Annotated in this window: 22 protein-coding genes; 16 read left to right on the forward strand and 6 right to left on the reverse strand. The window is 40.3% G+C overall.

What is annotated here, in order from left to right:
• Positions 1-8 precede the first annotated feature (8 nt).
• A complete protein-coding gene (locus QS39_RS02875) occupies positions 9-857 on the reverse strand; it encodes a putative RNA methyltransferase (protein ID WP_077804583.1) in 849 nt (282 codons plus the stop codon).
• Positions 858-1,008: 151 nt separating this feature from the next.
• On the opposite strand from QS39_RS02875, the gene QS39_RS02880 reads away from it, so the two are divergent.
• Positions 1,009-1,287, forward strand: coding sequence for a DUF6110 family protein (locus QS39_RS02880; protein ID WP_000910910.1), 279 nt, complete (start codon positions 1,009-1,011; stop codon positions 1,285-1,287).
• A 1-nt stretch (position 1,288) separates the two neighbouring features.
• A complete protein-coding gene (locus QS39_RS02885) occupies positions 1,289-3,352 on the forward strand; it encodes a heavy metal translocating P-type ATPase (protein WP_077804584.1) in 2,064 nt (687 codons plus the stop codon).
• Between the two features lie 76 nt (positions 3,353-3,428).
• Here QS39_RS02885 and tyrS read toward each other — a convergent pair whose 3' ends face one another.
• A complete protein-coding gene (tyrS, locus tag QS39_RS02890) occupies positions 3,429-4,685 on the reverse strand; it encodes a tyrosine--tRNA ligase (RefSeq protein WP_000546884.1) in 1,257 nt (418 codons plus the stop codon).
• 141 nt (positions 4,686-4,826) lie between these two features.
• Between tyrS and pbp1b the strand changes: the two genes are divergently transcribed.
• The 6 genes from pbp1b (at position 4,827) to QS39_RS02920 (ending at position 11,615) form a co-directional block, all read left to right on the forward strand.
• Positions 4,827-7,274, forward strand: a complete 2,448-nt coding sequence (pbp1b, locus tag QS39_RS02895; RefSeq protein ID WP_077804585.1) for a penicillin-binding protein PBP1B — start codon at positions 4,827-4,829, stop codon at positions 7,272-7,274.
• Between the two features lie 82 nt (positions 7,275-7,356).
• Positions 7,357-8,268, forward strand: a complete 912-nt coding sequence (locus QS39_RS02900) for a DMT family transporter (protein ID WP_077804586.1) — start codon at positions 7,357-7,359, stop codon at positions 8,266-8,268.
• A 241-nt stretch (positions 8,269-8,509) separates the two neighbouring features.
• Positions 8,510-9,208, forward strand: coding sequence for a 2,3,4,5-tetrahydropyridine-2,6-dicarboxylate N-acetyltransferase (dapD, locus tag QS39_RS02905; RefSeq protein WP_077804587.1), 699 nt, complete (start codon positions 8,510-8,512; stop codon positions 9,206-9,208).
• A gap of 67 nt (positions 9,209-9,275) precedes the next feature.
• Positions 9,276-10,406 (forward strand): N-acetyldiaminopimelate deacetylase, encoded by a 1,131-nt coding sequence (locus QS39_RS02910; protein ID WP_077804588.1) that lies wholly within the window; start codon positions 9,276-9,278, stop codon positions 10,404-10,406.
• A gap of 11 nt (positions 10,407-10,417) precedes the next feature.
• Positions 10,418-10,957: a 5-formyltetrahydrofolate cyclo-ligase gene (locus QS39_RS02915; RefSeq protein WP_077804589.1), complete on the forward strand. Its 540-nt coding sequence runs from the start codon at positions 10,418-10,420 to the stop codon at positions 10,955-10,957.
• Positions 10,941-11,615, forward strand: a complete 675-nt coding sequence (locus QS39_RS02920; RefSeq protein ID WP_077804590.1) for a rhomboid family intramembrane serine protease — start codon at positions 10,941-10,943, stop codon at positions 11,613-11,615. Before QS39_RS02915 ends, QS39_RS02920 begins: the two co-directional genes overlap by 17 nt.
• A 53-nt stretch (positions 11,616-11,668) precedes the next feature.
• Here QS39_RS02920 and galU read toward each other — a convergent pair whose 3' ends face one another.
• Positions 11,669-12,568: a UTP--glucose-1-phosphate uridylyltransferase GalU gene (gene galU / locus QS39_RS02925; RefSeq protein WP_077804591.1), complete on the reverse strand. Its 900-nt coding sequence runs from the start codon at positions 12,566-12,568 to the stop codon at positions 11,669-11,671.
• Positions 12,569-12,589: 21 nt separating this feature from the next.
• Complete coding sequence (locus tag QS39_RS02930) at positions 12,590-13,606, reverse strand: NAD(P)H-dependent glycerol-3-phosphate dehydrogenase (protein WP_077804592.1); 1,017 nt, start codon at positions 13,604-13,606, stop codon at positions 12,590-12,592.
• Positions 13,607-13,812: 206 nt separating this feature from the next.
• On the opposite strand from QS39_RS02930, the gene QS39_RS02935 reads away from it, so the two are divergent.
• The 5 genes from QS39_RS02935 to QS39_RS02955 all read left to right on the forward strand — a co-directional run bounded on the left by QS39_RS02935 (position 13,813) and on the right by QS39_RS02955 (position 17,734).
• Positions 13,813-14,733: a helix-turn-helix domain-containing protein gene (locus QS39_RS02935; RefSeq protein ID WP_077804593.1), complete on the forward strand. Its 921-nt coding sequence runs from the start codon at positions 13,813-13,815 to the stop codon at positions 14,731-14,733.
• 349 nt (positions 14,734-15,082) lie between these two features.
• Positions 15,083-15,763, forward strand: coding sequence for an ABC transporter ATP-binding protein (locus tag QS39_RS02940; RefSeq protein ID WP_000891279.1), 681 nt, complete (start codon positions 15,083-15,085; stop codon positions 15,761-15,763).
• A complete protein-coding gene (locus QS39_RS02945; RefSeq protein WP_077804594.1) occupies positions 15,753-16,907 on the forward strand; it encodes an ABC transporter permease in 1,155 nt (384 codons plus the stop codon). The genes QS39_RS02940 and QS39_RS02945 overlap by 11 nt, the downstream gene beginning before the upstream one ends.
• A gap of 28 nt (positions 16,908-16,935) precedes the next feature.
• On the forward strand, positions 16,936-17,352 hold the full coding sequence (locus QS39_RS11255) for a hypothetical protein (protein ID WP_257617682.1): 417 nt from the start codon (positions 16,936-16,938) through the stop codon (positions 17,350-17,352).
• Between the two features lie 73 nt (positions 17,353-17,425).
• Positions 17,426-17,734 carry a hypothetical protein gene (locus tag QS39_RS02955; protein WP_077804595.1) on the forward strand — a complete coding sequence of 103 codons (309 nt, stop codon included), beginning with the start codon at positions 17,426-17,428 and terminating at the stop codon, positions 17,732-17,734.
• Positions 17,735-17,876: 142 nt separating this feature from the next.
• Here QS39_RS02955 and QS39_RS02960 read toward each other — a convergent pair whose 3' ends face one another.
• Positions 17,877-18,122, reverse strand: coding sequence for a hypothetical protein (locus QS39_RS02960; protein ID WP_000084859.1), 246 nt, complete (start codon positions 18,120-18,122; stop codon positions 17,877-17,879).
• A 626-nt stretch (positions 18,123-18,748) separates the two neighbouring features.
• Entirely contained in the window at positions 18,749-20,440 is a 1,692-nt protein-coding gene (gene argS / locus QS39_RS02965; RefSeq protein WP_077804596.1) for an arginine--tRNA ligase, read from the reverse strand.
• Between the two features lie 135 nt (positions 20,441-20,575).
• On the opposite strand from argS, the gene argR reads away from it, so the two are divergent.
• The 3 genes from argR to patA all read left to right on the forward strand — a co-directional run bounded on the left by argR (position 20,576) and on the right by patA (position 25,459).
• Positions 20,576-21,022 (forward strand): arginine repressor, encoded by a 447-nt coding sequence (gene argR, locus QS39_RS02970; RefSeq protein WP_001231476.1) that lies wholly within the window; start codon positions 20,576-20,578, stop codon positions 21,020-21,022.
• Positions 21,023-21,072: 50 nt separating this feature from the next.
• Complete coding sequence (gene mutS, locus QS39_RS02975) at positions 21,073-23,607, forward strand: DNA mismatch repair protein MutS (RefSeq protein WP_077804597.1); 2,535 nt, start codon at positions 21,073-21,075, stop codon at positions 23,605-23,607.
• Positions 23,608-23,752: 145 nt separating this feature from the next.
• Complete coding sequence (gene patA / locus QS39_RS02980) at positions 23,753-25,459, forward strand: multidrug efflux ABC transporter subunit PatA (protein WP_077804598.1); 1,707 nt, start codon at positions 23,753-23,755, stop codon at positions 25,457-25,459.
• Position 25,460 lies beyond the last annotated feature (1 nt).

A 25,460-nucleotide genomic window follows, 5' to 3' on the forward strand; every position in this document is an offset into this window, starting at 1 on the left:
AGTCTAGTTTAGAATGCTTTCCCAACCAGAATCTCAGCCTCAATGGTAATCTCTGTCAGTTGGCTCCAGTCAATCTTGCTCTGGTCGATATGAAAGAGGAGAGGAGTCATACTGAGTAGGGCTTGGAGCTGATCTGGTGTGATAGTCTTAGTCAGAGAGGCCGTTTGGTTAGATAGGATGGTAAAGTGTCCCTGGAAATGCTCCTTGATATCTTGATTAGAATAATCCTTCTTTGTCAGCTGGTTTTGTACCTTCTGACGGATTTCCTTGAGGTGATTTTCGGTTGGGATGACCTTGATCAAGATACCGTCTTTGGATAAAACGCGACGAAATTCTCCATAGTTGGCAGGTGAAAAGATATCAAGCAGGATATCCATGCTAGCGTCTTTTATAGGGAGACGAGCCAGGTCGCCAACGAACCAATTGACTGCCCAGTTGGGTTCGCTCTTGGCAGCGATTTGGACTGAATCTTTGGAGATGTCAAAGGCATAGAAAGTTTTTTCAGAGTGACTTTCTTGGAGCTTACGAGAATAGAAACCTTCGCCACAACCGATATCTAAAATTGTTTTGGCATTTTTTGAGTTTGAAAGTAAATCAGAGATGGCCTCTAAGATAGCTTGGTAAAAGCCGGCTTCTAGGATTTGTTGGCGGTTTTGAAAATTTTCCTTGTCGTAGTTGGCAGATTGCTTAATTTGAGGTGCCAGATTGACATAGCCAAATTTAGCCAAGTCAAAAGAATGGCGATTGTTGCATTTGAGACTGCTCTCTACCAGAGTCAGATTTTCTTGGCAGATAGGACAGGCAAAGGCAGTCGCAGAAGCAAAACGCTGGAGTTTAGGTTTGAGATTTGTATTCATAGTTTAAGTGTATCAAAAGAGGCAAATGAAAGCAACTTTAGGAGTAAGTAGATGGGAGATTCAGTAGAAATAAAACTAATACTCCAATTTATAGAATGAAATTGCTTTTATATCTAAATTGCTATATAATAATGATAAGGAGGAAATAAGTATGTTAAAAGAAGTACTAACCGTTGCAAAAGTTGCGAAAAAATCATCACTCTTTTTGGGTGGTGTCGCATTTGGTACCCTTGGTTTGAAAATCTTGGCAAGTAAGGAAGCTAAAAAAGGTTATTCTAAAGCTTTGGCTAAGGCTTACAAGTTGAAAGACGGGCTAGATGCATCTGTTTCTGTCGTGAAGCAACATGGAGACGATGTCTTGCAAGATGCCAAATATTTGTACGAGCAAGAGAAAAAAGAAGAGCAATTAGATAGCCTTATAGGAGAATAATATGTCTTTTAAAGTGCTACATAGAGGATACCAACATATCCGACTATCATCTTCTTTTTCACTCACCTTGGATATTCAAGACTATCTTCGTTCCTTGGCGAGAGATGAAAAGGGGATTGAGTCTATCCAGTTTTACATGGATCAACAGCACTTTACTCTACGCATAAAAGAAGGCTTTTCTGTATTAGATAATGCAGAAGCCTTTTTAAAAAGAATTGATAAAGGGAAAGTTTCTGAGTTGATGACTCTTCCCATTCGTAGAGAAGAGAGTGCTTATTCTATTGTTTCAGGTGCAGCGATTAAGCGTATACTTTTTCGTAGTTTTGTGCCGTATCCTATTCGTTATATATGGACTTGTTATCAGGCTTTGGGTTATATTAGAGAAGCCTATCAAACACTAGCGCGTAAGGAACTAACGATGGAGGTCTTGGACTGTTCGGCGATTTTATTGTCCTTGTTTATGAACCAATCCAAGACGGCTAGCAATATCATGTTTATGCTTGATTTGGGGAATCATTTAGATCAGTGGTCCTTGAAAAAAACGGCAACAGATTTAGAACAAAGCCTTCTTGCAAAAGAGAGCGACGTATTCTTAGTACAGGGGGATACGATTGTTAGTATCAAGAGTTCCGATGTTCAAATAGGAGATGTTTTGGTCCTATCTCAAGGAAATGAAATTCTGTTTGATGGACAAGTAGTTTCAGGTTTAGGTATGGTCAACGAAAGTTCCTTGACGGGAGAGAGTTTTCCAGTTGAAAAAAGAGAGTCTGATTTGGTTTGTGCAAATACAGTATTAGAAACTGGAGAGTTGCGCATTCGTGTAACCGATAATCAGATGAACAGCCGGATTTTACAACTGATTGAGTTAATGAAGAAATCTGAAGAAAACAAGAAAACGAAACAACGCTATTTCATCAAGATGGCGGACAAGGTCGTCAAATATAATTTCTTGGGGGCGGGGTTGACTTACCTATTAACAGGCTCTTTTTCTAAGGCTATTTCTTTTCTATTAGTCGATTTCTCCTGCGCTTTGAAAATCTCTACTCCTGTAGCTTATTTGGCAGCTATCAAGGAGGGGTTGAATCGTGAAATGGTAATTAAGGATGGAGATGTTCTGGAGAAATATCTGGAAGTTGATACTTTCTTGTTTGATAAGACAGGAACAATCACAACTAGTTATCCTATAGTTGAAAAGGTGTTACCTTTTGGGGACTATAGTGAGGAAGATATTCTCAGAATCAGTGCCTGTCTTGAGGAACACATTTATCATCCTATTGCTAATGCCATCGTCAAGCAAGCTGAGATAGAGGGGATTGAACATGAGGAAATGCATGGGAAACTCCAATATATTGCAAGCAAGGGGATCAAATCTCATATAGATGGGCAACCAGTTTTTATTGGGAATTATGTTTTGATGCAGGATGAGCAGATTCATATCAGTTCAGAACAAAATGCTTTAATTGAAGAGTACAAGAGTCACTACAATCTCTTGTTCTTGGCTTATCAGAATGAATTGATTGGAATGTTCTGCATCCATACTCCTTTGAGAAAAGAAGCAAAAGCAGCCTTGGAGAAACTTAAGGCACAAGGGAAAAAATTGATTCTGGCAACAGGGGACACCTTGGTTAGAACAGAGGAATTAGTCAAGGATTTGCCCTTTGATCAGGTCTATACAGACTTGAAACCTGATGGGAAATTTGAGCTAGTAGAGGAACTGCAGAAAGCAGGTCACACTATTTTGATGGTTGGAGATGGATTGAATGACTCAGCGGCTCTAACCCTATCAGATATCGGTGTGGTGATGAATGAGAGTGCAGATATTTCTAAGCAGATGAGCGATATCTTATTGTTAGATAATCGCTTGGATTTCTTCCAAGAGTTGGATTCGCTATCATCATCTTTGCAAACACTCATTAAGAAGAATATTCAAGATACCGTTGTCGTAAATAGTAGTTTGATTGGCTTTGGCTTGTTTAATTGGCTCAGTCCTTCAAATCTCTCTATCTTACATAATCTAACAACCTTACGTATTGTACTGCGTAGCCTGTCTATTAAGCCTAGATAGATGTGCTTATCAACAACAAAAAGGAGTTACCTTTCTCGAGGTTAACTCCTTTATTTATAGATCAATGTTGAACAGTTTAGTAAGTCAATACAAAGTATTTTTTCTTCCCACGACGGATAACAGTCAGTTCGTTCTCTAACTTATCTGCGTCACTCAAGACATAGTCAAGGTCTTGGATGCGGTCGCCGTTGACGTAGATAGCTCCGTTTTGGACGTCTTCACGGGCTTGGCGTTTTGAGTTAACTACACCAGATGAGACGAGCAGTTCCACGATATTGTGGTTTTCATCTGCTTGAACTTGGTAGTTTGGTACACCACGAAGTCCTTGTTTGAGCTCTTTTACAGAAAGATTTTTGATGTTTCCTGCAAAGAGTTGTTCAGTGATGTTGAGGGCTTCTTTGTAAGCTTCTTCTCCGTGAACAAGTGTTACGACTTCACGAGCCAAGACTTTTTGAGCCAAGCGTTCGTGTGGAGCTGCTTCAAACTGTTTGCGGATGTCTTCAATCTCATCAAGTGACAAGAAAGTAAAGATCTTCAAGAAGCGAACAGCGTCAGCGTCCATCACGTTCATCCAGAATTGGTACATTTCGTATGGAGAAGTCTTTTCAGGATTGAGCCAGACTGCGTTTCCTTCTGATTTACCAAATTTCTTACCAGTTGCATCTGTGATCAATGGAACAGTGATAACGTGGCCAGTCTTGTCAGCCTTACGACGAAGCAATTCAGTACCAGCTGTCATATTTCCCCACTGGTCAGAACCACCGATTTGTAGCGTTACGTTGTGGTCTTGGTTAAGAACGAAGAAGTCGTAACCTTGCATGATTTGGTAAGCAAACTCAGTGTATGAAATTCCTGTTTCGATCCGTTTTTTCACAGATTCCTTGCTCATCATGTAGTTGACCGTGAAGTATTTTCCAATATCACGGAGGAAGTCAATGAAGCTGATGCTGCCAAACCAGTCGTAGTTGTTGACCATGACAGCTTTATTTTCGCCATTTTCAAAGTCAAGAAAACGAGAAAGTTGTCCTTGGATAGACTTGACCCAGCCATCTACTGTGTCTTTTGTTTGGAGACTACGTTCAGCATCTTTGAAGGACGGATCTCCGATGAGACCTGTAGCACCGCCAACGAGCGCATAAGGTTTGTGACCTGCTAGTTGCAAGCGACGACTTGTCAAGATTGCGACAAGGTGGCCTAGGTGAAGGCTGTCAGCAGTTGGATCGTAGCCAGTATAATAAGAAACTTGACCTTCTTCTAGGGCTTTACGCAAAGCTTCTTCATCAGTCGTTTGAAATATCAAACCACGCTCTTTTAGCTCATCAAAAATGTGCATGTGTCTTTTCTCCTTTTTAAAATTATTGTTTCTAACTATTGTATCACAAACTTGGGCAATAGCCTAGCAGAATAGGGAAGAAAGTGGCTATTTTATTGAAAGTTTCCCTTTTGTGGTATAATAGATAGAGTGAGGAAATCCATGCAAAATCAATTAAATGAATTAAAACGAAAAATGCTGGAATTTTTCCAGCAAAAACAAAAAAATAAAAAATCAGCTAGCCCTGGCAAGAAAGGTTCAAGTGCCCAAAAATCTAAATCCCTAGATAGGCCAGCCATTTTTCCAGCTATTTTATTGAGTATAAAAGCCCTATTTAACTTACTCTTTGTGCTCGGTTTTCTAGGAGGAATGTTGGGAGCTGGGATTGCTTTGGGGTACGGGGTGGCCTTGTTTGACAAGGTACGGGTGCCTCAGACAGAAGAATTGGTACATCAGGTCAAGGACATCTCTTCTATTTCAGAGATTACCTATGCGGATGGGACGGTGATTGCTTCCATAGAGAGTGATTTGTTGCGCACTTCTATCTCATCTGAGCAAATTTCGGAAAATCTGAAGAAGGCTATCATTGCGACGGAAGACGAACACTTTAAAGAACATAAGGGTGTAGTGCCCAAGGCGGTGATTCGTGCGACCTTGGGGAAATTTGTAGGTTTGGGTTCCTCAAGTGGGGGTTCAACTTTGACCCAGCAACTGATTAAACAGCAGGTGGTTGGGGATGCGCCGACCTTGGCTCGTAAGGCGACAGAAATTGTGGATGCTCTTGCCTTGGAACGTGCCATGAATAAGGATGAGATTTTAACGACCTATCTCAATGTGGCTCCGTTTGGCCGAAATAATAAGGGGCAGAATATTGCAGGAGCTCAGCAGGCAGCTGAGGGGATTTTCGGTGTAGATGCCAGTCAGTTGACTGTTCCTCAAGCAGCATTTTTAGCAGGGCTTCCACAGAGTCCCATTACCTATTCTCCTTATGAAAATACTGGGGAGTTGAAGAGTGATGAAGACTTAGAAATAGGCTTGAGACGGGCTAAGGCAGTTCTTTACAGTATGTATCGTACAGGTGCCTTAAGCAAAGACGAGTATTCTCAATATAAGGATTACAATCTTAAACAGGACTTTCTCCCTTCAGCTACAGTCATAGGTGTGTCACGAGGCTATTTATACTTTACAGCCTTGGCAGAAGCTCAAGAACGTATGTATGACTATCTAGCTCAGAGAGACAATGTCTCCGCTAAGGAGTTGAAAAATGAGGCAACTCAGAAGTTTTATCGTGATTTGGCAGCCAAGGAAATTGAAAATGGTGGTTATAAAATTACTACTACCATAGACCAGAAAATTCATTCTGCTATGCAAAGTGCGGTTGCTGACTATGGCTATCTTTTAGACGATGGAACAGGTCGTGTAGAAGTAGGGAATGTCTTGATGGACAACCAAACAGGTGCTATTCTAGGCTTTGTAGGTGGTCGTAATTATCAAGAAAATCAAAACAATCATGCCTTTGATACCAAACGTTCGCCAGCTTCTACTACCAAACCTTTGCTGGCCTACGGTATTGCTATTGATCAGGGCTTGATGGGAAGTGAAACGATTCTATCTAACTATCCAACAAACTTTGCTAATGGCAATCCGATTATGTATGCTAATAGCAAGGGAACAGGAATGATGACCTTGGGAGAAGCTCTGAACTATTCATGGAATATCCCTGCTTACTGGACCTATCGTATGCTCCGTGAAAAGGGTGTTGATGTCAAGGGTTATATGGAAAAGATGGGCTACGAGATTCCTGAGTACGGTATTGAGAGCCTGCCAATGGGTGGTGGTATTGAAGTCACAGTCGCCCAGCATACCAATGGCTATCAGACCCTAGCAAATAATGGTCTATATCATAAAAAACATGTGATTTCTAAAATTGAAGCAGCAGATGGTAGAGTGGTGTATGAGTATCAGGATAAACCGGTTCAAGTCTATTCAAAAGCTACTGCGACAATTATGCAGGGCTTGTTGCGAGAAGTTCTATCCTCTCGTGTGACAACAACCTTCAAGACGAATCTGACTTCTTTAAATCCTACTCTGGCTAATGCAGATTGGATTGGGAAGACTGGTACAACCAACCAAGACGAAAATATGTGGCTCATGCTTTCGACACCTAGATTAACCCTAGGTGGCTGGATTGGGCATGATGATAATCATTCACTGTCACGTAGAGCAGGTTATTCCAATAACTCTAATTACATGGCTCATCTGGTAAATGCGATTCAGCAAGCCTCCCCAAGCATTTGGGGGAACGAGCGCTTCGCTTTAGATCCTAGTGTAGTAAAATCCGAAGTCTTGAAATCAACAGGTCAAAAACCAGGGAAGGTTTCTGTTGAAGGAAAAGAGGTAGAGGTCACAGGTTCGACTGTTACCAGCTATTGGGCTAATAAGGCAGGAGCGCCAACGACCAGTTATCGCTTTGCTATTGGTGGAAGTGATGCGGATTATCAGAATGCTTGGTCTAGCATTGTGGGGAGTCTACCAACTCCATCAAGCTCCAGCAGTTCAAGTAGTAGCTCAAGTGCTACACGACCTTCTGCTTCAAGGGCGAGACGATAAGTTCTTTAAACTTTTCTAAATGAAGTGGCTAATCAATGGATTGCCACTTTTTTCTTTTTTCCTTTCGTGTTACAATAAAGGTATGAATCAGTATCAGAAAAAGATTGTTAAAGGAACTATTTATTCGCTTCTATCTGGCTTAATATGGGGAATCTGTGGGATTTTAGGAGAGTATTTCTTTACTCATTACCAGGTGTCTTCGGGCTGGATTACCTCTATGCGTTTGACACTGGCAGGGAGTCTTGTGCTCATTTGGTCTGCAATGCAATTAAAATCGCAAGTGCTAGATATTTGGCGAGATAAGAAAAATTACCTGCCCTTTTTAGCCTATGCTATTTTGGGGATTTTTTCAGTTCAGTATTTTTTCTATCTCTGTGTAGAATATTCTAATGCAGCGACTGCAACTATTTTACAGTTTATCAGTCCTGTTTTTATCCTCTTTTACAATCGCTTGGTTTATCAAAAACGAGCGTCAAAAAGTGCTATTTTCTATGTTTTGATTGCCATGCTGGGCGTGTGCTTGATGGCGACAAAGGGAGATCTCTCTCAGTTATCTATGACTCCGCTAGCGCTTGTGACGGGTTTGCTGAGTGCCATGGGTGTTATGTTTAATGTTATCCTACCTCAGCCTTTTGCTAAGCGCTATGGTTTTGTACCCACGGTTGGGTGGGGGATGATTTTGGCAGGTTTGTTTAGCAATGTCCTTTCGCCGGTTTACAAGCTCTCCTTTACTCCTGATATTTGGAGTATCTTGATTTGTCTCATTATCGCTTTCTTTGGGACGGCTTTTGCTTTTTTTATTTCCATGAAGGCGGTGTCCTTGGTTTCTCCCTTGGTGGTTTCTGTCATTAGTGCCAGTGAACCTCTATCTTCTGCTCTCTTGAGTGTTTTGTTTTTAGGCTTGGTAGTGGATTGGTCTCTTCTTCTAGCAATGGCCTTGATTATTTTACCTATGATTTTCCTATCGGTAGAAGAAGCGAAAGAAAGTAGATAAAAAGTCTTTTCTTAATTCTAAAAGTGTGCTATACTAGAATAGTCAATAAAACACGGGGAGATAGTTGTGAAGAGTGTTTTTAGGTTGTATCGGTAGGGGCTTGCTTTTACCGACAGCACGTTTTATCTCACATCCCTAAAAATCATCCCTAAAAATCATACCTAAAAACAAACAAAAAGGCTTCAAATTTGAGGCCTTTTTTGGTAGAATAGGTATCATTAAAATGAACTAGGAGGCGCCTATGACTGCCACAAAAATGAACGCACAAGAAATTATCCAATTTATCGCCAATGCTGAAAAGAAAACTAGTGTTAAAGTAACCTTTGAAGGACAACTTGCAACTGCTGTACCAAGCTCTGTTGTCAAACTAGGGAATGTCCTATTTGGAGACTGGAAGGACGTTGCTCCTCTTCTCGAAGGTTTGGTAGAAAATCAAGACTATGTTGTTGAGCAAGATGCTCGTAATTCAGCAGTTCCTTTACTAGATAAACGTGCTATCAATGCTCGTATCGAGCCAGGTGCTATTATCCGTGACCAAGTTGAAATTGGTGACAATGCTGTTATCATGATGGGAGCGGTTATCAATATCGGTGCTGAAATTGGTACAGGAACCATGATTGACATGGGTGCTATCCTTGGTGGCCGTGCTATCGTGGGGAAAAACAGTCACGTTGGTGCAGGTGCCGTTCTTGCAGGTGTGATTGAGCCAGCTAGCGCAGAACCAGTCCGTGTTGGAGACAATGTTCTCATCGGTGCCAACGCAGTGGTTATCGAAGGGGTCCAAATCGGTAGTGGTTCAGTTGTCGCAGCAGGAGCTATTGTTACCCAAGATGTCCCAGAAAACGTGGTGGTAGCAGGTGTTCCAGCTCGTATCATCAAAGAGATTGATGCCCAAACCCAACAAAAAACAGCGCTAGAGGATGCGCTTCGTACCTTATAATTGTAAAAGTAATAAAGAGGCGGAACCCTTCTTCCAGCCTCTTTCTGCTATATCGGAGGATAGATAGATGTTAGATTTGATTCAGACTAGACGAGATTTGCACCAGATTCCAGAGATTGGCTTGGAGGAGTTCAAGACTCAAGCTTATCTGTTGGATGTGATTGAGAAATTGACTGTGGGTAAGAATTTTGTCCAAGTTCGAACTTGGCGGACAGGGATTTTGGTCTATTTGCAGGGAAGTCAGCCAGAGCGGACCATTGGTTGGCGGACAGATATTGATGGTCTGCCTATCGTCGAACAAACAGGACTTCCTTTCGCTTCTCAACATCAAGGTCGCATGCATGCTTGTGGACATGATTTCCACATGACTATTGCTTTGGGCTGTCTTGAGCGAGCCCTTGAGGAGCAACCAAAGAACAATTTGCTCTTTCTGTTTCAGCCTGCTGAAGAAAATGAAGCTGGTGGCATGCTCATGTATGAGGATGGCGCTTTTGGAGACTGGTTGCCAGATCAGTTTTATGGCCTCCATGTTCGACCAGATTTGAAGGTTGGTCAGATTGCGACCAATACACACACTCTCTTTGCAGGAACTTGCGAGGTGAAGATTCGTTTCAAAGGCAAAGGTGGCCACGCAGCTTTTCCACATGAAGCTAATGACGCCTTGGTGGCTGCTAGTTACTTTGTGACCCAGGTGCAGTCAGTTGTCAGCCGCAATGTCAACCCAATCGAGGGAGCGGTGGTGACCTTTGGTCTTTTCCAAGCTGGAACAACCAACAATGTTATAACAGACACAGCCTTTTTACATGGAACTATTCGGGCATTGACACAGGACATGAGTCTCTTGGTGCAAAAGCGGGTCAAAACAGTTGCAGAAGGAGTTGCAGCAGCCTTTGATATGGAAGTCGAAGTAGAACTCAAACAAGGGGGCTACTTGCCTGTTGAGAACCATCCAGCCTTGGCGCGTGAACTGATGGATTTCTTTGAAGAAAAAGACGGAATTGAGTTGATTGATATCGAGCCTGCTATGACAGGTGAAGACTTTGGTTATCTCCTTTCAAAAGTTGATGGCGTTATGTTTTGGCTAGGTATCGATAGTCCTTACGCTCTTCATCACCCTCAAATGAGTCCTAAGGAAGAAGCCTTAGCTATTGGTGTGGATGCGGTCTCTAGCTTCCTGAAAAAGAAGGCAACAGAGTAGAGGGTTTGTCTATGAAATCGGAATTACGTAAGCAAGTCTTGCACGAAATGAAGGCTATCCCTCAAACTCAAAAAGTTACTATGGATCTAGCTTTAACGGATCAATTTTTGAAACATCCCTTCTACCAAGAAGCTAAGATCATCGCAAGCTACCTCTCTTTTCCTCATGAGTTTCAAACGCAGGAACTGATTGAGCACGCTCTGAAAGACGGCAAGAAGGTTCTGATACCAAAAACCTATCCCGAGGGGCGCATGGACTTTGTGGTCTATGATCCGCAACAACTGGTTAAAACTTCCTTTGGCTTACTGGAACCACAGGGAAATTTGGAAGTGGTGGATGCCTCTCAGATTGATTTGATTCATGTTCCGGGGTTAGCTTTTACGACAAAGGGCTATCGGATTGGCTATGGTGGAGGTTATTATGACCGCTATCTGAAACATTTTCCTGGTCATACTTTGAGTACGGTTTATCCTTGTCAAATTCGGGACTTTAGCCCTGAAAATCATGATATTCCTGTTCAGGAGGTACTGATTGATGAAAGAAATCTTTGATAGGCGTTACCCTGTAACGAGTTTCTTCCTCTTAGTGACGGCCTTGGTATTTCTACTAATGTTGGTGACCACAGGAGGAAACTTTTACAGGGCAGATACACTATTTCGATTTGGAGCCATGTACGGGCCTGTCATTCGTCTCTTTCCCGAGCAGATTTGGCGTCTCTTCTCTGCCATTTTTGTTCATATTGGGTGGGAGCATTTCATTGTCAATATGCTTTCGCTTTATTATCTTGGTAGGCAAGTAGAGGAAATTTTCGGTTCTAAGCAGTTTTTCTTTCTCTATCTCTTATCTGGAATGATGGGCAATCTCTTTGTTTTTGTATTTAGTCCCAAATCCTTAGCAGCAGGAGCCTCTACCTCTCTTTATGGGCTATTTGCCGCGATTATCATTCTTCGCTATGCAACTCGCAACCCCTATATCCAACAGCTAGGGCAATCTTATCTGACACTTTTTGTGGTTAACATTATTGGAAGTGTTCTGATTCCAGGAATCAGTCTAGCAGGCCATATCGGTGGTGCAGTTGGTGGCGCATTTCTAGCAATTATCTTTCCAGTTCGAGGAGAAAGACGGATGTATAGCGCTAGTCAGAGACTGGTAGCATTAGTCTTGTTCGTAGTACTCGCAGTCTTGCTTCTCTACAAGGGAATGGGATGAAAATTTATGTAATGAAAAAAGATAAGGCATTTTTTGAACCTTATCTTTTTATTTTATTCCTTCTCAGCCAATTCTTTTCCCAGTTGGATGAGGTAATTTTTCAAGGCATCTTTGACTTGTGGGTGCTTGAGGGCGTAGTCAATAGATGTTTTCATAAATCCAAACTTATCCCCAACGTCGTAACGAGCTCCTGTAAATTCACGGGCAAAAACACGCTGTGTTTTATTGAGCGTATCAATCGCATCGGTAAGCTGGATTTCATTTCCAGCACCAGGAGTTTGATTTTCTAAGATATCAAAAATCTCAGGTGTGAGTAGATAGCGACCGATGATTGCCAAATCACTTGGAGCATCTTCGGGAGCTGGTTTTTCTACGAAAGTTTCAACGCTATAGAGTCCATTACTTCCTTCACCCTGAGGAGCGATAACCCCGTATGATGAAACGTCTTCGTGTGGTACAGGCATAACAGCAATGGTTGATGCGTGTGTCTTTTCGTAATCATTCATCAGTTGTTTTGTCAAAGGAACGGCATCCTCATTTGTGATGTCCATAAGGTCATCACCCAGCATAACAACGAAGGGCTCATTCCCTACAAAAGCTTTGGCTTGTAGGACAGCGTCTCCAAGACCGCGAGGGTGAGTTTGGCGAATGAAATGGAGGCGCATACCAGTTGCTTCATCTACCAATTTTAACAAATCCGTTTTGCCTTTTTCCTTAAGATTGTATTCAAGCTCAAAGTTCGAGTCAAAGTGGTCCTCAATAGAACGTTTTGATTTACCAGTGACAACTAGAATATCTTCAATACCTGATTTGAGAGCTTCTTCCACGATAAACTGGATAGTTGGTTTGTCTACAATTGGCAACATTTCTTTGGCAAGGGCCTTGGTTGCTGGTAAAAATCGAGTTCCAAGTCCAGCGGCAGGGATGACTGCCTTTCTAACTTTTGATGTCATAAGAATCCTTTCTTTAGAGGGTCAAGACCACTCATTTTCTGCTTTAAATTCATTGTTCATGATGTCATAAATGGCATCTTTAATATTGGTTCCGTGGTAAATAACTTGGTAAATGGCCTGTGTAATGGGCATATAGACTCCAAGTTCTTGCGCTAGTTCATAGGCTGCTCGAGTTGTTGAAATTCCTTCAATTACCATGCCCATATTGGCTTCGATATCAGCTAGGGATTCTCCACGACCAAGGGCATCTCCAGCTCTCCAGTTACGAGAGTGGATGGAAGTTCCCGTTACGATCAAGTCTCCTACACCAGACAAGCCACTATAGGTCAATGGACTGGCACCGAGTGCTACTCCTAAGCGGGTAATTTCTGCCAAGCCTCGAGCGATGATGGCTGCCTTAGCATTGTCACCAAATCCCAAACCATGTAAAGCTCCAGCACCGACAGCAATAATATTTTTAAGAGCACCAGCAGTTTCAACTCCAATAACATCCGTATTGGTATAAAGTCGGAAGTAGTGATTACTAAATAGCTCCTGAACGTATTGAGCTGTTTGTAAATCTTTAGAAGCAGCAGTGATTAAAGTTAGGTCACGAACAATGGTCTCTTCCGCATGACTAGGTCCTGAAACAACGACAATATCACTGCGGAGATGTTCAGGAATTTCTTCTTCAAGGATGGTCGATAATCGTTTATGGCTATCAGGTTCTAATCCCTTTGATGCGTGCATGATGATAGCCTTATGATCCAGAGTTTGTGCAACTTGCTGGGCAACAAGTCGTGTCACTTTTGTTGGGACAACAAACAAAATCGCATCCACATCTTTCAATGTTTCTGCTAAGTCAGTGTAGGCAATGATATTTTCATCTAGAACGACATCTTTAAAGTAGTGCTTGTTAGTATGATAGGTATTAATTTCATTGATTTGCTCGGGAAGATTTCCCCAAATACGTACCTCGTGTCCATTGTCATTTAAGACTTGTGAAAGGGCAGTTCCCCAAGAACCAGGCCCCAAGACGGCGACGGTTTGTTTTTCCATGTTTTCCTCCTTGATAGAGTTCTCTTTTTATTTTATCACATTCTAGGGGATTTTGCACTTGCATTGCTGGGGAGTGGTGGCTTTGTTACTTGAAAAATACACAAAAACCGAGACTCAGTATTAAACTCTTAGTCTTTAGTTCTGACAGATAGTTTGATTCAGTATATGCTATAATAGAGGTAAACAACTCAGGAGGTTCTTGTAGGTTGCGAGAGTTTGGCGAAAAAATTAAAAGATTACGTTTGGCTAAAAAAATCAGTCGTTCAGAATTTTGTGGTGATGAGTCTGAATTAAGTATTCGTCAATTAATTAGAATTGAAAATGGAGAATCTAGACCAACACTAACAAAGTTAAAATATATCGCTGAACGTTTGGGGGTTGAAGATTACAAGTTGATGCCAAGTTATATAGAGTTGGATAAGGAATATCTAGAATTGAAGTATTTCTTGATGAGGACTCCTACATACGAAGATGAAACTATCGCCCAAAAGAAAGAGAGTGTTTTTGATAAGATTTTTGAAGAATATTATGATAGACTTCCTGAGGAAGAAAGGTTTATCATAGATGTTTTACAAGCATATGATGATTTTGGTTGGTGGAATGATGATAGCAATTTAGGAATGATTTTACAAGAGTATTTCGATCACATTTTGTTGAAATCAAAATATGAAGTTAACGATATTTTAATCATAAAGCTATTTTTGGTAAGATTAGTACACCAAGATACAATAATAGATGAGATTGAAGTGAATACCTTCTTAGCAATAGCTGATAAAATTTTACAACAAGTTGAGATGTTTGATATTGAATATTCATTTCTAATCAGAGATTCATTACTTTTGTTGTTAGGAATATTTGAAAAAATTGCTAATTACAGTCAATTTGAAGATATTCTTTACAAATTAAATGAAATTACCTCAAAATCATATGACTATCAGAAAAAACCAATTATTCGACTATGGGAATGGCGCTATGCATTATTTGTAAAAAAAGATTATTCAGTAGCTGAAAATTATTTTCAAGAAGCAAAAATATTTGCTAGAATGATTGATAATAGTCATTTGATAGAACAGCTAGAAAAACAATGGCAATATGACCTCCAGGATTTTTTTAAAAATAAACATTAGAAAATAAAAAAGTGACAAAAATGTCACTAGTTAAAAAGACCGAGAGAAAGTTTTCGAAATCATAAAAACGCATGATATCAGGTGTTTAAAAACTTGATATTATGCGTTTTATCATTTAAAGAGTTATTATGTTTTTCCCTTAGATTGAGTTCGTATCTAGTTTCTTTTTATACTAATTGAGTACTCATTAGTAGATAAGTTGTTGAAATTAGTGACATTTATGACCTTGGAGAATGTGTAACATAGAAGTATAATAATCCTGTAGAAAAAATAAGGAGAGAAAATATGTTAGTGCTAGTTGTTGCCATTTTTTGGATTTATAAATAATAAAGATAGAATGGGAAGGTCTATGTTAGAACTAAAAAATATTAGTAAAAGTTACGGACAAGGGACGCTAAAAAATAATGTCTTAAGAGAAATAAATTTTAAGGTAGTTGAAGGAGAATTTGTATCGATAATGGGACCATCAGGTTCGGGCAAATCGACATTTATCAATATTTTGGGACTGATTGATTCTGAATTTGAAGGAGAATATATATTAGACGGAAAAAGTATTGAGAAGTTAAATGAAAATCAACAAGCAAGTTACCGTAATCGTGATATTGGATTTGTTTTTCAACAATTTCATCTTATTGATGAATATACTGTTAAAGAAAATATTTTATTATCATTCCTATATTCTGACCAACAGCCAGATATAGAATACATTGATAGTTTATTACAAGACTTAGGACTTATAGATAAGATGAATGAGTACCCAAGTCATTTATCAGGCGGACAGAAGCAACGAGTTGCTTTAATTAGAGCTCTTGCTCATAAACCTAGATTTCTTATAGCGGATGAACCTACAGGTGCATTAGATGAGAAAAATAGGAATGAGATATTGCAAATTCTACAAAATTTGAATCATTCTGGAACGACAATTATTGTAGTAACTCACGATGAGTTTGTTGCCAGTCATTGTAGAACAAGGTATCGAATGAAAAATGGGTATCTAACATCTGAAGGAGAAGGATTACATGAAGTTTAAAAAGCTGTTAATAGATACTCTAAAGCTGTTAAAGAGGAATAAAAGACAAAGCATTCTGACGTCCTTAGCCATCACAGTGGCAACATTTGTTTTATTAGTAATACTATCAAGTTCTTCCTATACAACTTCTACATTAGGTAATGATTTAAAGATAGAAGAAGACACAGCAACAATGACTTATACTCCTCAGAATATGTTGGATATTAGAGGGTTTACACAGGAAGATAAACAATTGATTGAGCAAACTATTGGAAAACCTGCAAGACTTTCTGCCAGCTCTTATGCCTTGTATGCTGAAACGTATTTTAATGATTCTAAGCAGAATCTTAGTTTTCGAACATTAGGCGATTTGAATAAGAATGGTTTAGTTGTGCCTGCTTTATTAAAAGGAAGAGCATTAGAGGAACTAGATGGAGGTGTTGCTGTTAGTGATAAGGCTATCATGTCATTGACTCGAAAGGAAAATATTGAACCTTTTTTAGGAGAGACTATCAATATATCTGGAAAAGAATATCCAATTCAGGCAATATATTATGGATCAGCTGTTAATGAAAGATTACCTTCTTTATTGGTTACCAATGAAATCAAAGAGTTACTTTTAGGAGGAAGGGAATATTTTGATGAATTAGTAGTAGAAACTAATCAGTTGGAGAATATTAATAAGGCTTTATCTGCTTTAGATACTTATGGAATATTCCGCAAGGAAGGAACTTATGGATATATAGATAATAGAAGGGTATATGAGGAAACAAAGGCCCAAGCTACTACAATATTAAATTTCATTGCACTTTTATCAAGCATTTCAATTTTTGTAGCTGGTTTTGGGGTTATGAATGCTATGTTGTCTTCTGTTAGCGAACGTAGCAAGGAGATAGCCATTCGTCGAGCTTTAGGGGCTAAAAAATCTGATATTTATCAATCGTATATGATGGAGGGGACTCTTTTATCGCTTCTGGGAGCTATAACTGGTATTGGAGTAGCGACATTATTTGTTATTTTAATGAACATGAGTGGTTTTGTTACGACATTAACTCTGGATCATATTTTGATTACTCTATTCACAACGGGTGTATTTGGAATTGTATTTAGTATTATGCCTGCAATGGTTGCAGCAAATAAAAATGTTATTGAAGGTCTAAGGTAATGATGGATGTGAATTTAAAGGAGGTAAAATGAAATTTACAAAAATAGATGGAGTATTTTCTCTATTGCTAATTGTGGAATTTACAATATGTTTTTTTACACTAGATAATTTTAATCTTTTTCAATTTATGCTGTTTGTACAAATTATACCGTCAATATTATTAGCTTTGTTATCGGGAAGTATTTCTTCTAGAAGTAAGCACAGCTGGGTGTTATTAATTATTTTTGGAATAATCTATGCTTTCATGATGTTTGGAATTTTCAGAGTTACTCCTATGACGCTTATAGAACAAAATACGATTCAATCTGAAACTTCCGTATTTACATTCAATAGAAATTTACAGTTAGGAACTTATTTTGGATTTTTCCTACAGGAATTCTTACTAGGAGCTTTTATTTGCACTATTTCAAAAATTTTTGGAAGAATTAAACAAGGGAAATTTTAATGAAGCCTGCATAAAAAAGAAGAATTGCTTCTGCAGTTATTTAGAAAATGATATTATTGAAATGGTGTAACATTTGGAGAAAATTATTTTTGAACGAAAAAGATTTGAGTATGTCGGTTCTAAGAGAAAGCAAGTAAAGGACTTTATGATTCTAAAAAATTTCATGTCTAAGACAATTCAAGTTGAAATCAGAGTGGAGGGATACTTGTTAGACCTTCTTATTTTAAAAGAGATGAGTACAGAATTTTATAATTTAGATTTTCTTTCTTTGCCCTATGATGTCAATATAGATGTGAAAGAAGTTGTAGAGGATGTTGATTTAACAGTCTATAAGAATAGTAAATATAGGAAGTTTGATTTCTTTAAAAATATTTGTAAATGATATTTTTAAAAGTCTATCCACCCCTATATTAGAATTGCTACAACAAGTTTTCAACACTTGTTTCAATTGAATATACTAAAAACCGAGGCTAAGTATTAAACTCTTAGTCTCGGTTTTCATATTTCTTAAAGAATGGCTAGGTTTATTTCAATTGATCTGTAATGTCTTTTGATAGCAACATTCCCAGATGATAAGTTTTATTGATGTAAGCAATGACATCATTGATATTTTCAGTCGTGTGAATTTTCTCCTTGATGTCAGCCCTGAATGTTTCATCCTTCAAAAGTTGTTCTTGGTAGAGCCTTTGAAGTCTCTCCTTCTCGTACTTATTGAGCAGAAAAAGGAAAACCAAGCTAATCACAACGAGGATATAAGCATATTGGCTCATAGAATATCTCCTTGTATGATAAAGAAGTAGTAGTGAGTAAATCGAATTAGTCAATTCAAAATAGCAGAACAAGTCAGCAAAACTTGATAAGATTTTTGATAGACCTCTAAACCAAAGTCCGTATAGGCTTTGGTCTTAGTTACTTAGACTGCTTTACAATCAAGTAACTTGAAGATTACGACGTCATGGCCCCTAAATCGATTATATTTAGGGGCTATGACTAGTGAAGCAGTTAGCTAGTCCGCATATAAGCGGCTAGCGTCTAACAATTAGGAACTGTAGTTCCAATAACTTTAAGATTACGACGTTTTAGGACATAAATCGATCATATTTATGTCCTAAAACTAGTGAAGCGCCTAGCCAAATCTCCGACAAGATTTGGTCTTAATTACCTAGACTGCTTTTTAATCAAGTAACTTGAAGATTACGACATGAACCAAACCAAATCGATATTATTTGGTTTGGTGAATTAGTGAAGCGTTTAGACAATTCGTATTGGTTACGACGTAAAGAAACATAAATCGACAATATTTATGTTTCTTTACTAGTGAAGCAGTTAGCTAGTTCGCATAAAAGCGGCTAGCGTCTAACAATTAGGAACTTTAGTTCCAATTGTTAGTACTGAATCACATCTTCTCAGGTGCTTCTACTCCAAGCAAGCGAAGGGCTTCTTTGAGAACGACTGCGGTTGCGTAGCTGAGGGCTAGACGGCTGTCGCGTTCTGGGCTTTCATCCAAGATACGTGTATGTGCATAGTATTTGTTAAAGGCTTGAGCCAGACTAATTGCAAATTTAGCAATGATAGAAGGTTCAAAGTTATCCGCCGCACGGTTGATAATACGTGGGAAATCTTGGATGAGTTTGATGATTTCCCAGCTTTCAACATCATTCAAGCTATAGTTGCCGGCTGTTTCTGGTTTGAAGTCTGCTTTACGTAAGATAGATTGGATACGAGCGTAGGCGTATTGAACATAAGGTCCAGTTTCCCCCTCGAAGGATACCATAGCCTCTAGGTCGAAGTCGTATCCATTTGTACGGTCAGTCTTGAGGTCATAGAATTTAATAGCTCCGACCCCAACAGCATGTGCTACTTGGTCTTTGTTTTCTAGTTCAGGATTTTTAGCCTCGATTTGGGCTTTGGCGCGACTAACAGCCTCTGCAACAGTAGGCTCTAGCAAGATGACATTCCCTTTACGAGTAGAGAGTTTTTTCCCTTCTTTTGTAACCAAACCAAAAGGAACGTGAGTAATGTCTTCACTCCAGTCGTAGCCCATTTCTTGCAAGACAGCTTTGAGCTGTTTAAAGTGGGCAGATTGTTCTTGACCAACAACGTAGATAGATTTAGCAAATTGGTATTCGTTTTTACGGTAAAGAGCTGCAGCCAAGTCACGTGTGATGTAGAGAGTTGCACCATCAGATTTTTTGATAAGGGCTGGATGTTCAATTCCATATTTCTCAAGATTCACAACTTGGGCACCTTCTGATTCAACAAGAAGGCCTTTTTCAGAAAGAATGTCTACAACTGCATCCATCTTATCGTTGTAGAAGGCTTCTCCGTTGTAGCTGTCAAATTCGACTTGCAATTCATTGTAAAGACGGTTAAATTCCACCAAACTTTCATCACGGAACCATTTCCAAAGAGCGAGAGCTTCCTCGTCTCCATTTTCAAGCTTACGGAACCATTCGCGTGCTTCTTCATCCAAGCTAGGGTCATTTTCAGCTTCAGCGTTGATGCGGACATAGAGTTTAAGAAGTTCGTCGATTGGATGAGCTTTTACAGCTTCTTCGTCACCCCATTTTTTGTAGGCAACAATCAACATCCCAAACTGTTTACCCCAGTCTCCCAAATGGTTGACCTTAACTGTTTGATAACCGATTTTTTGGAAAATATGTGACAAGCTATCTCCGATAACAGTTGAGCGCAGATGACCAATAGAGAATGGTTTAGCGATATTGGGACTAGACATATCGATAACAACATTTTCTTGTTTACCAATATGTTGATCAGCATAATGTTCTTTTTCAGTGATAACCGCTTGCAACACTTGAGCAGAAATGGCAGATTTATCAAGGAAAAAGTTAACGTAAGGTCCTGTTGCAACAACCTTTTCAAAGGCTTGGCTATTAATTTTTTCAGCCAGTTCAGCCGCAATTATTTGAGGTGCTTTACGTTCGACTTTTGCAAGAGAAAAAGCAGGGAAAGCAATGTCTCCCATTTCTGAGTTTTTAGGGGTTTCCAGTAAATTTAAAATAGCCTCTTGGTCTAGGCTATCAATGACGCTAGCCAATTCGCTAGCAATCAATTCTTTTGTATTCATTAAGAGCTCCTTTTTGGACTTTTCTACTATTTTATCACAATTTTAAAGAAAGAAGAAAAAATTTTTGAAATCTCCTATTTTTTTGGTATAATATAGTTATAAAAATAGTTATAAATATTCACATAAGAGGATTTTATGAGAAAAAGAGATCGTCATCAGTTAATAAAAAAAATGATTACTGAGGAGAAATTAAGTACACAAAAAGAAATTCAAGATCGGTTGGAGGCGCACAATGTTTTTGTGACGCAGACAACCCTGTCTCGTGATTTGCGCGAAATCGGCTTGACCAAGGTCAAGAAAAATGATATGGTGTATTATGTACTAGCAAATGAGACAGAAAAGATTGATTTGGTGGAATTTTTGTCTCATCATTTAGAAGGCGTTGCAAGAGCAGAGTTTACCTTGGTGCTTCATACCAAATTGGGCGAAGCCTCTGTTTTGGCAAATATTGTAGATGCAAACAAGGATGAATGGATTTTAGGAACAGTTGCTGGTGCCAATACCTTATTGGTCATTTGTCGAGACCAGCACGTTGCCAAACTCATGGAAGATCGTTTGCTAGATTTGATGAAAGATAAGTAAGGTCTTGGGAGTTGCTCTCAAGACTTATTTTTGACAAGGAGAGACGGAAAATGGCGACAGAAAAGCTATCACCCGGCATGCAACAGTATGTGGATATTAAAAAGCAATATCCAGATGCTTTTTTGCTCTTTCGTATGGGTGATTTTTATGAATTATTTTATGAGGATGCGGTCAATGCTGCGCAGATTCTGGAAATTTCCTTAACGAGTCGCAACAAGAATGCCGACAATCCGATTCCTATGGCGGGTGTTCCCTATCATTCTGCCCAACAGTACATTGATGTCTTGATTGAGCAGGGTTATAAGGTGGCTATCGCAGAGCAGATGGAAGATCCTAAACAAGCAGTTGGGGTTGTGAAACGAGAGGTTGTTCAGGTCATTACGCCAGGGACAGTGGTCGATAGCAGTAAGCCAGACAGTCAGAATAATTTTTTGGTTGCCATAGACCGCGAAGGCAATCAATTTGGCCTAGCTTATATGGACTTGGTGACAGGTGATTTTTATGTGACAGGTCTTTTGGATTTCACGCTGGTTTGTGGGGAAATCCGCAATCTCAAGGCTCGAGAAGTGGTGCTGGGTTATGACTTGTCTGAGGAGGAAGAACAAATCCTCAGTTGCCAGATGAATCTGGTGCTCTCTTATGAGAAAGAAGGCTTTGAGGACCTTCATTTACTGGATTCGCGATTGGCAACGGTGGAGCAAGCGGCATCTAGTAAGCTGCTCCAGTATGTTCATCGGACTCAGATGAGAGAATTGAACCACCTCAAACCTGTTATTCGCTATGAAATCAAGGATTTCTTGCAGATGGATTACGCGACCAAGGCTAGTCTGGATTTGGTTGAGAATGCTCGCTCAGGTAAGAAGCAGGGCAGTCTTTTCTGGCTTTTGGATGAAACCAAAACAGCTATGGGTATGCGACTCTTGCGTTCTTGGATTCATCGCCCCTTGATTGATAAGGAACGAATTGTTCAGCGTCAAGAGGTGGTGCAGGTCTTTCTTGACCACTTCTTTGAGCGCAGTGATTTGACAGACAGTCTCAAGGGTGTTTATGACATTGAGCGCTTGGCTAGTCGTGTTTCTTTTGGCAAGACCAACCCAAAGGATCTCTTGCAGTTGGCGACTACCTTGTCTAGTGTGCCACGGATCCGAGCGATTTTAGAAGGGATGGAGCAACCTGCTCTGGTTTATCTCATCGCACAACTGGATGGAATTCCTGAGTTGGAGAGTTTGATTAGCGCAGCGATTGCTCCTGAAGCTCCTCATGTGATTACGGAAGGTGGTATTATCCGCACTGGATTTGATGAAACCTTAGACAAGTACCGTCGTGTGCTCAGAGAAGGGACTGGCTGGATTGCTGAAATTGAAGCAAAGGAGCGAGAAAACTCTGGTATCAGCACGCTTAAGATTGACTACAATAAGAAGGATGGCTACTATTTTCATGTGACCAATTCTCAACTGGGAAATGTGCCAGCCCATTTTTTCCGCAAGGCAACGCTGAAAAACTCAGAACGCTTTGGGACTGAGGAATTGGCCCGTATCGAAGGCGACATGCTGGAGGCGCGTGAGAAGTCAGCCAACCTAGAGTATGAAATCTTTATGCGTATTCGTGAAGAGGTCAGCAAGTATATCCAGCGTTTGCAGGCTTTAGCTCAAGGCATAGCGACAGTTGATGTCTTGCAAAGTCTGGCGGTTGTAGCTGAAACCCAGCATTTGATTCGACCTGAATTCGGAGATGATTCGCGAATTGATATCCAGAAAGGGCGCCATGCTGTCGTTGAAAAGGTTATGGGGGCTCAGACCTATATTCCAAATACGATTCAGATGGCAGAAGATACCAGTATTCAACTGATTACAGGGCCAAATATGAGTGGGAAGTCAACCTACATGCGTCAGTTAGCCATGACGGCGATAATGGCTCAGATGGGTTCCTATGTACCGGCAGAAAGCGCCTATTTACCGATTTTTGATGCAGTCTTTACCCGTATCGGAGCAGCAGATGACTTGGTTTCAGGTCAGTCAACCTTTATGGTGGAGATGATGGAGGCCAACAATGCCATTTCGCATGCGACCAAGAACTCTCTCATTCTCTTTGATGAATTGGGACGGGGAACTGCAACTTACGACGGTATGGCTCTTGCTCAGTCCATCATCGAATACATCCATGAGCACATCGGAGCCAAGACCCTCTTTGCGACCCACTACCATGAGTTGACTAGTCTGGCGTCTAGCTTGGAACACTTGGTCAATGTCCACGTGGCAACCTTAGAGCAGGATGGGCAGGTGACCTTCCTTCATAAGATTGAACCAGGACCAGCCGATAAATCCTACGGTATCCATGTTGCCAAGATTGCTGGTTTGCCAGCAGATCTTTTAGCAAGGGCGGATAAGATTTTGACTCAGTTAGAGAGTCAAGAAACAGAAAGTCCTGTTCCCATGAGGCAAACAAGTGCTGTCACAGAACAGATTTCACTCTTTGATACACCTGAAGAAAATCCTATCCTAGCAGAATTAGCTAAACTGGATGTTTACAATATGACACCTATGCAGGCTATGAATGTCTTGGTCGAGTTAAAACAAAAACTATAAAGAATGAATTACTTGTCATTCTAGCTATATCAAGGAGACTTCTTTGACAATCCTCCACTTTTTTGCTAGAATAACATCACACAAACAGAATGAGAAGGAGCTGACACATTGTCGCTCCCTTTTGTCTATTTTTTAAGGAGAAAGTATGCTGATTCAGAAAATAAAAACCTACAAGTGGCAGGCCTTGGCTTCGCTCCTGATGACAGGCTTGATGGTTGCTAGTTCACTTCTGCAACCGCGTTATCTGCAGGAAGTGTTAGACGCCCTCCTTGCTGGGAAATATGAAGCTATTTATAGTATAGGGGCTTGGTTGATTGGTGTGGCCTTGGTCGGTCTGGTTGCTGGTGGGCTCAATGTTGTTCTTGCAGCCTATATTGCCCAAGGAGTTTCATCTGACCTTCGGGAGGATGCCTTCCGTAAAATCCAAACCTTTTCTTATGCCAATATTGAACAATTTAATGCGGGAAATCTAGTCGTTCGAATGACAAATGATATCAACCAGATTCAGAACGTTGTCATGATGACCTTCCAAATTCTTTTCAGACTTCCCCTCTTGTTCATCGGTTCGTTTATCCTGGCGGTTCAAACTTTACCTTCTCTGTGGTGGGTGATTGTTCTCATGGTTATCTTGATTTTTGCCTTGACTACTGTCATGATGGGAATGATGGGCCCTCGTTTTGCCAAGTTTCAAACCCTTCTTGAGCGCATCAATGCCATTGCCAAGGAAAATCTGCGCGGTGTTCGCGTGGTTAAGTCCTTTGTCCAAGAAAAAGAGCAGTTTGCTAAGTTTACGGAGGTTTCAGACGAGCTACTCGGTCAAAATCTTTACATCGGTTATGCCTTTTCAGTAGTGGAACCTTTCATGATGTTGGTCGGTTATGGGGCGGTATTCCTCTCTATTTGGCTAGTTGCAGGGATGGTTCAGTCGGATCCATCAGTTGTTGGCTCCATTGCTTCCTTTGTCAATTACCTAAGCCAGATTATCTTTACCATTGTCATGGTTGGATTTTTGGGAAATTCTGTCAGTCGTGCCATGATTTCTATGCGTCGTATTCGAGAAATTCTTGACGCAGAGCCAGCCATGACCTTCAAGGATGTCCCAGATGAAGAGTTGGTCGGCAGTCTTAGCTTTGAAAATGTGACCTTTACCTATCCAATGGACAAGGAACCGATGCTGAAAGATGTGAGCTTTACTATTGAACCTGGTCAGATGGTTGGTGTCGTTGGAGCTACTGGTGCAGGAAAATCAACCTTGGCTCAATTGATTCCACGCCTCTTTGACCCGCAGGAAGGGGCTATCAAAATCGGAGGCAAGGATATTCGAGAAGTGAGTGAGGGAACCCTGCGTAAAACAGTTTCTATCGTTCTTCAACGTGCCATTCTTTTCAGTGGAACGATTGCAGATAACTTGAGACAGGGTAAGGGAGATGCTACTCTATTTGAAATGGAGCGCGCAGCTAATATTGCTCAGGCTAGTGAATTCATTCATCGTATGGAGAAAACCTTTGAAAGTACAGTTGAGGAACGGGGAACCAATTTCTCAGGTGGGCAAAAGCAAAGGATGTCGATTGCGCGTGGGATTGTCAGCAATCCACGTATTCTGATTTTTGACGATTCGACCTCGGCATTGGATGCTAAGTCAGAGCGCCTGGTTCAAGAAGCCTTGAATAAGGACTTGAAGGGAACAACAACTATTATCATCGCGCAAAAGATTAGCTCGGTTGTCCATGCAGACAAGATCTTGGTACTGGATCAAGGACGATTGATTGGTCAAGGTACGCATGCAGACTTGGTTGTCAACAATGCCGTTTACCGTGAAATCTATGAAACACAGAAAGGAAAGGAGGAGTAAC

The sequence above is a fragment of the Streptococcus mitis genome, assembly GCF_002005545.1.
GTDB lineage: Bacteria > Bacillota > Bacilli > Lactobacillales > Streptococcaceae > Streptococcus > Streptococcus mitis_I.

Bases quoted from the DNA above. Each gene is read 5' to 3' on its own strand.
- QS39_RS02875 (WP_077804583.1), bottom strand. From the start codon at position 857: ATGAATACAAATCTCAAACCTAAACTCCAGCGTTTTGCTTCTGCGACT.
- QS39_RS02880 (WP_000910910.1), top strand. From the start codon at position 1,009: ATGTTAAAAGAAGTACTAACCGTTGCAAAAGTTGCGAAAAAATCATCA.
- QS39_RS02885 (WP_077804584.1), top strand. From the start codon at position 1,289: ATGTCTTTTAAAGTGCTACATAGAGGATACCAACATATCCGACTATCA.
- tyrS (WP_000546884.1), bottom strand. From the start codon at position 4,685: ATGCACATTTTTGATGAGCTAAAAGAGCGTGGTTTGATATTTCAAACG.
- pbp1b (WP_077804585.1), top strand. From the start codon at position 4,827: ATGCAAAATCAATTAAATGAATTAAAACGAAAAATGCTGGAATTTTTC.
- QS39_RS02900 (WP_077804586.1), top strand. From the start codon at position 7,357: ATGAATCAGTATCAGAAAAAGATTGTTAAAGGAACTATTTATTCGCTT.
- dapD (WP_077804587.1), top strand. From the start codon at position 8,510: ATGACTGCCACAAAAATGAACGCACAAGAAATTATCCAATTTATCGCC.
- QS39_RS02910 (WP_077804588.1), top strand. From the start codon at position 9,276: ATGTTAGATTTGATTCAGACTAGACGAGATTTGCACCAGATTCCAGAG.
- QS39_RS02915 (WP_077804589.1), top strand. From the start codon at position 10,418: ATGAAATCGGAATTACGTAAGCAAGTCTTGCACGAAATGAAGGCTATC.
- QS39_RS02920 (WP_077804590.1), top strand. From the start codon at position 10,941: ATGAAAGAAATCTTTGATAGGCGTTACCCTGTAACGAGTTTCTTCCTC.
- galU (WP_077804591.1), bottom strand. From the start codon at position 12,568: ATGACATCAAAAGTTAGAAAGGCAGTCATCCCTGCCGCTGGACTTGGA.
- QS39_RS02930 (WP_077804592.1), bottom strand. From the start codon at position 13,606: ATGGAAAAACAAACCGTCGCCGTCTTGGGGCCTGGTTCTTGGGGAACT.
- QS39_RS02940 (WP_000891279.1), top strand. From the start codon at position 15,083: ATGTTAGAACTAAAAAATATTAGTAAAAGTTACGGACAAGGGACGCTA.
- QS39_RS02945 (WP_077804594.1), top strand. From the start codon at position 15,753: ATGAAGTTTAAAAAGCTGTTAATAGATACTCTAAAGCTGTTAAAGAGG.
- QS39_RS11255 (WP_257617682.1), top strand. From the start codon at position 16,936: ATGAAATTTACAAAAATAGATGGAGTATTTTCTCTATTGCTAATTGTG.
- QS39_RS02960 (WP_000084859.1), bottom strand. From the start codon at position 18,122: ATGAGCCAATATGCTTATATCCTCGTTGTGATTAGCTTGGTTTTCCTT.
- argS (WP_077804596.1), bottom strand. From the start codon at position 20,440: ATGAATACAAAAGAATTGATTGCTAGCGAATTGGCTAGCGTCATTGAT.
- argR (WP_001231476.1), top strand. From the start codon at position 20,576: ATGAGAAAAAGAGATCGTCATCAGTTAATAAAAAAAATGATTACTGAG.
- mutS (WP_077804597.1), top strand. From the start codon at position 21,073: ATGGCGACAGAAAAGCTATCACCCGGCATGCAACAGTATGTGGATATT.
- patA (WP_077804598.1), top strand. From the start codon at position 23,753: ATGCTGATTCAGAAAATAAAAACCTACAAGTGGCAGGCCTTGGCTTCG.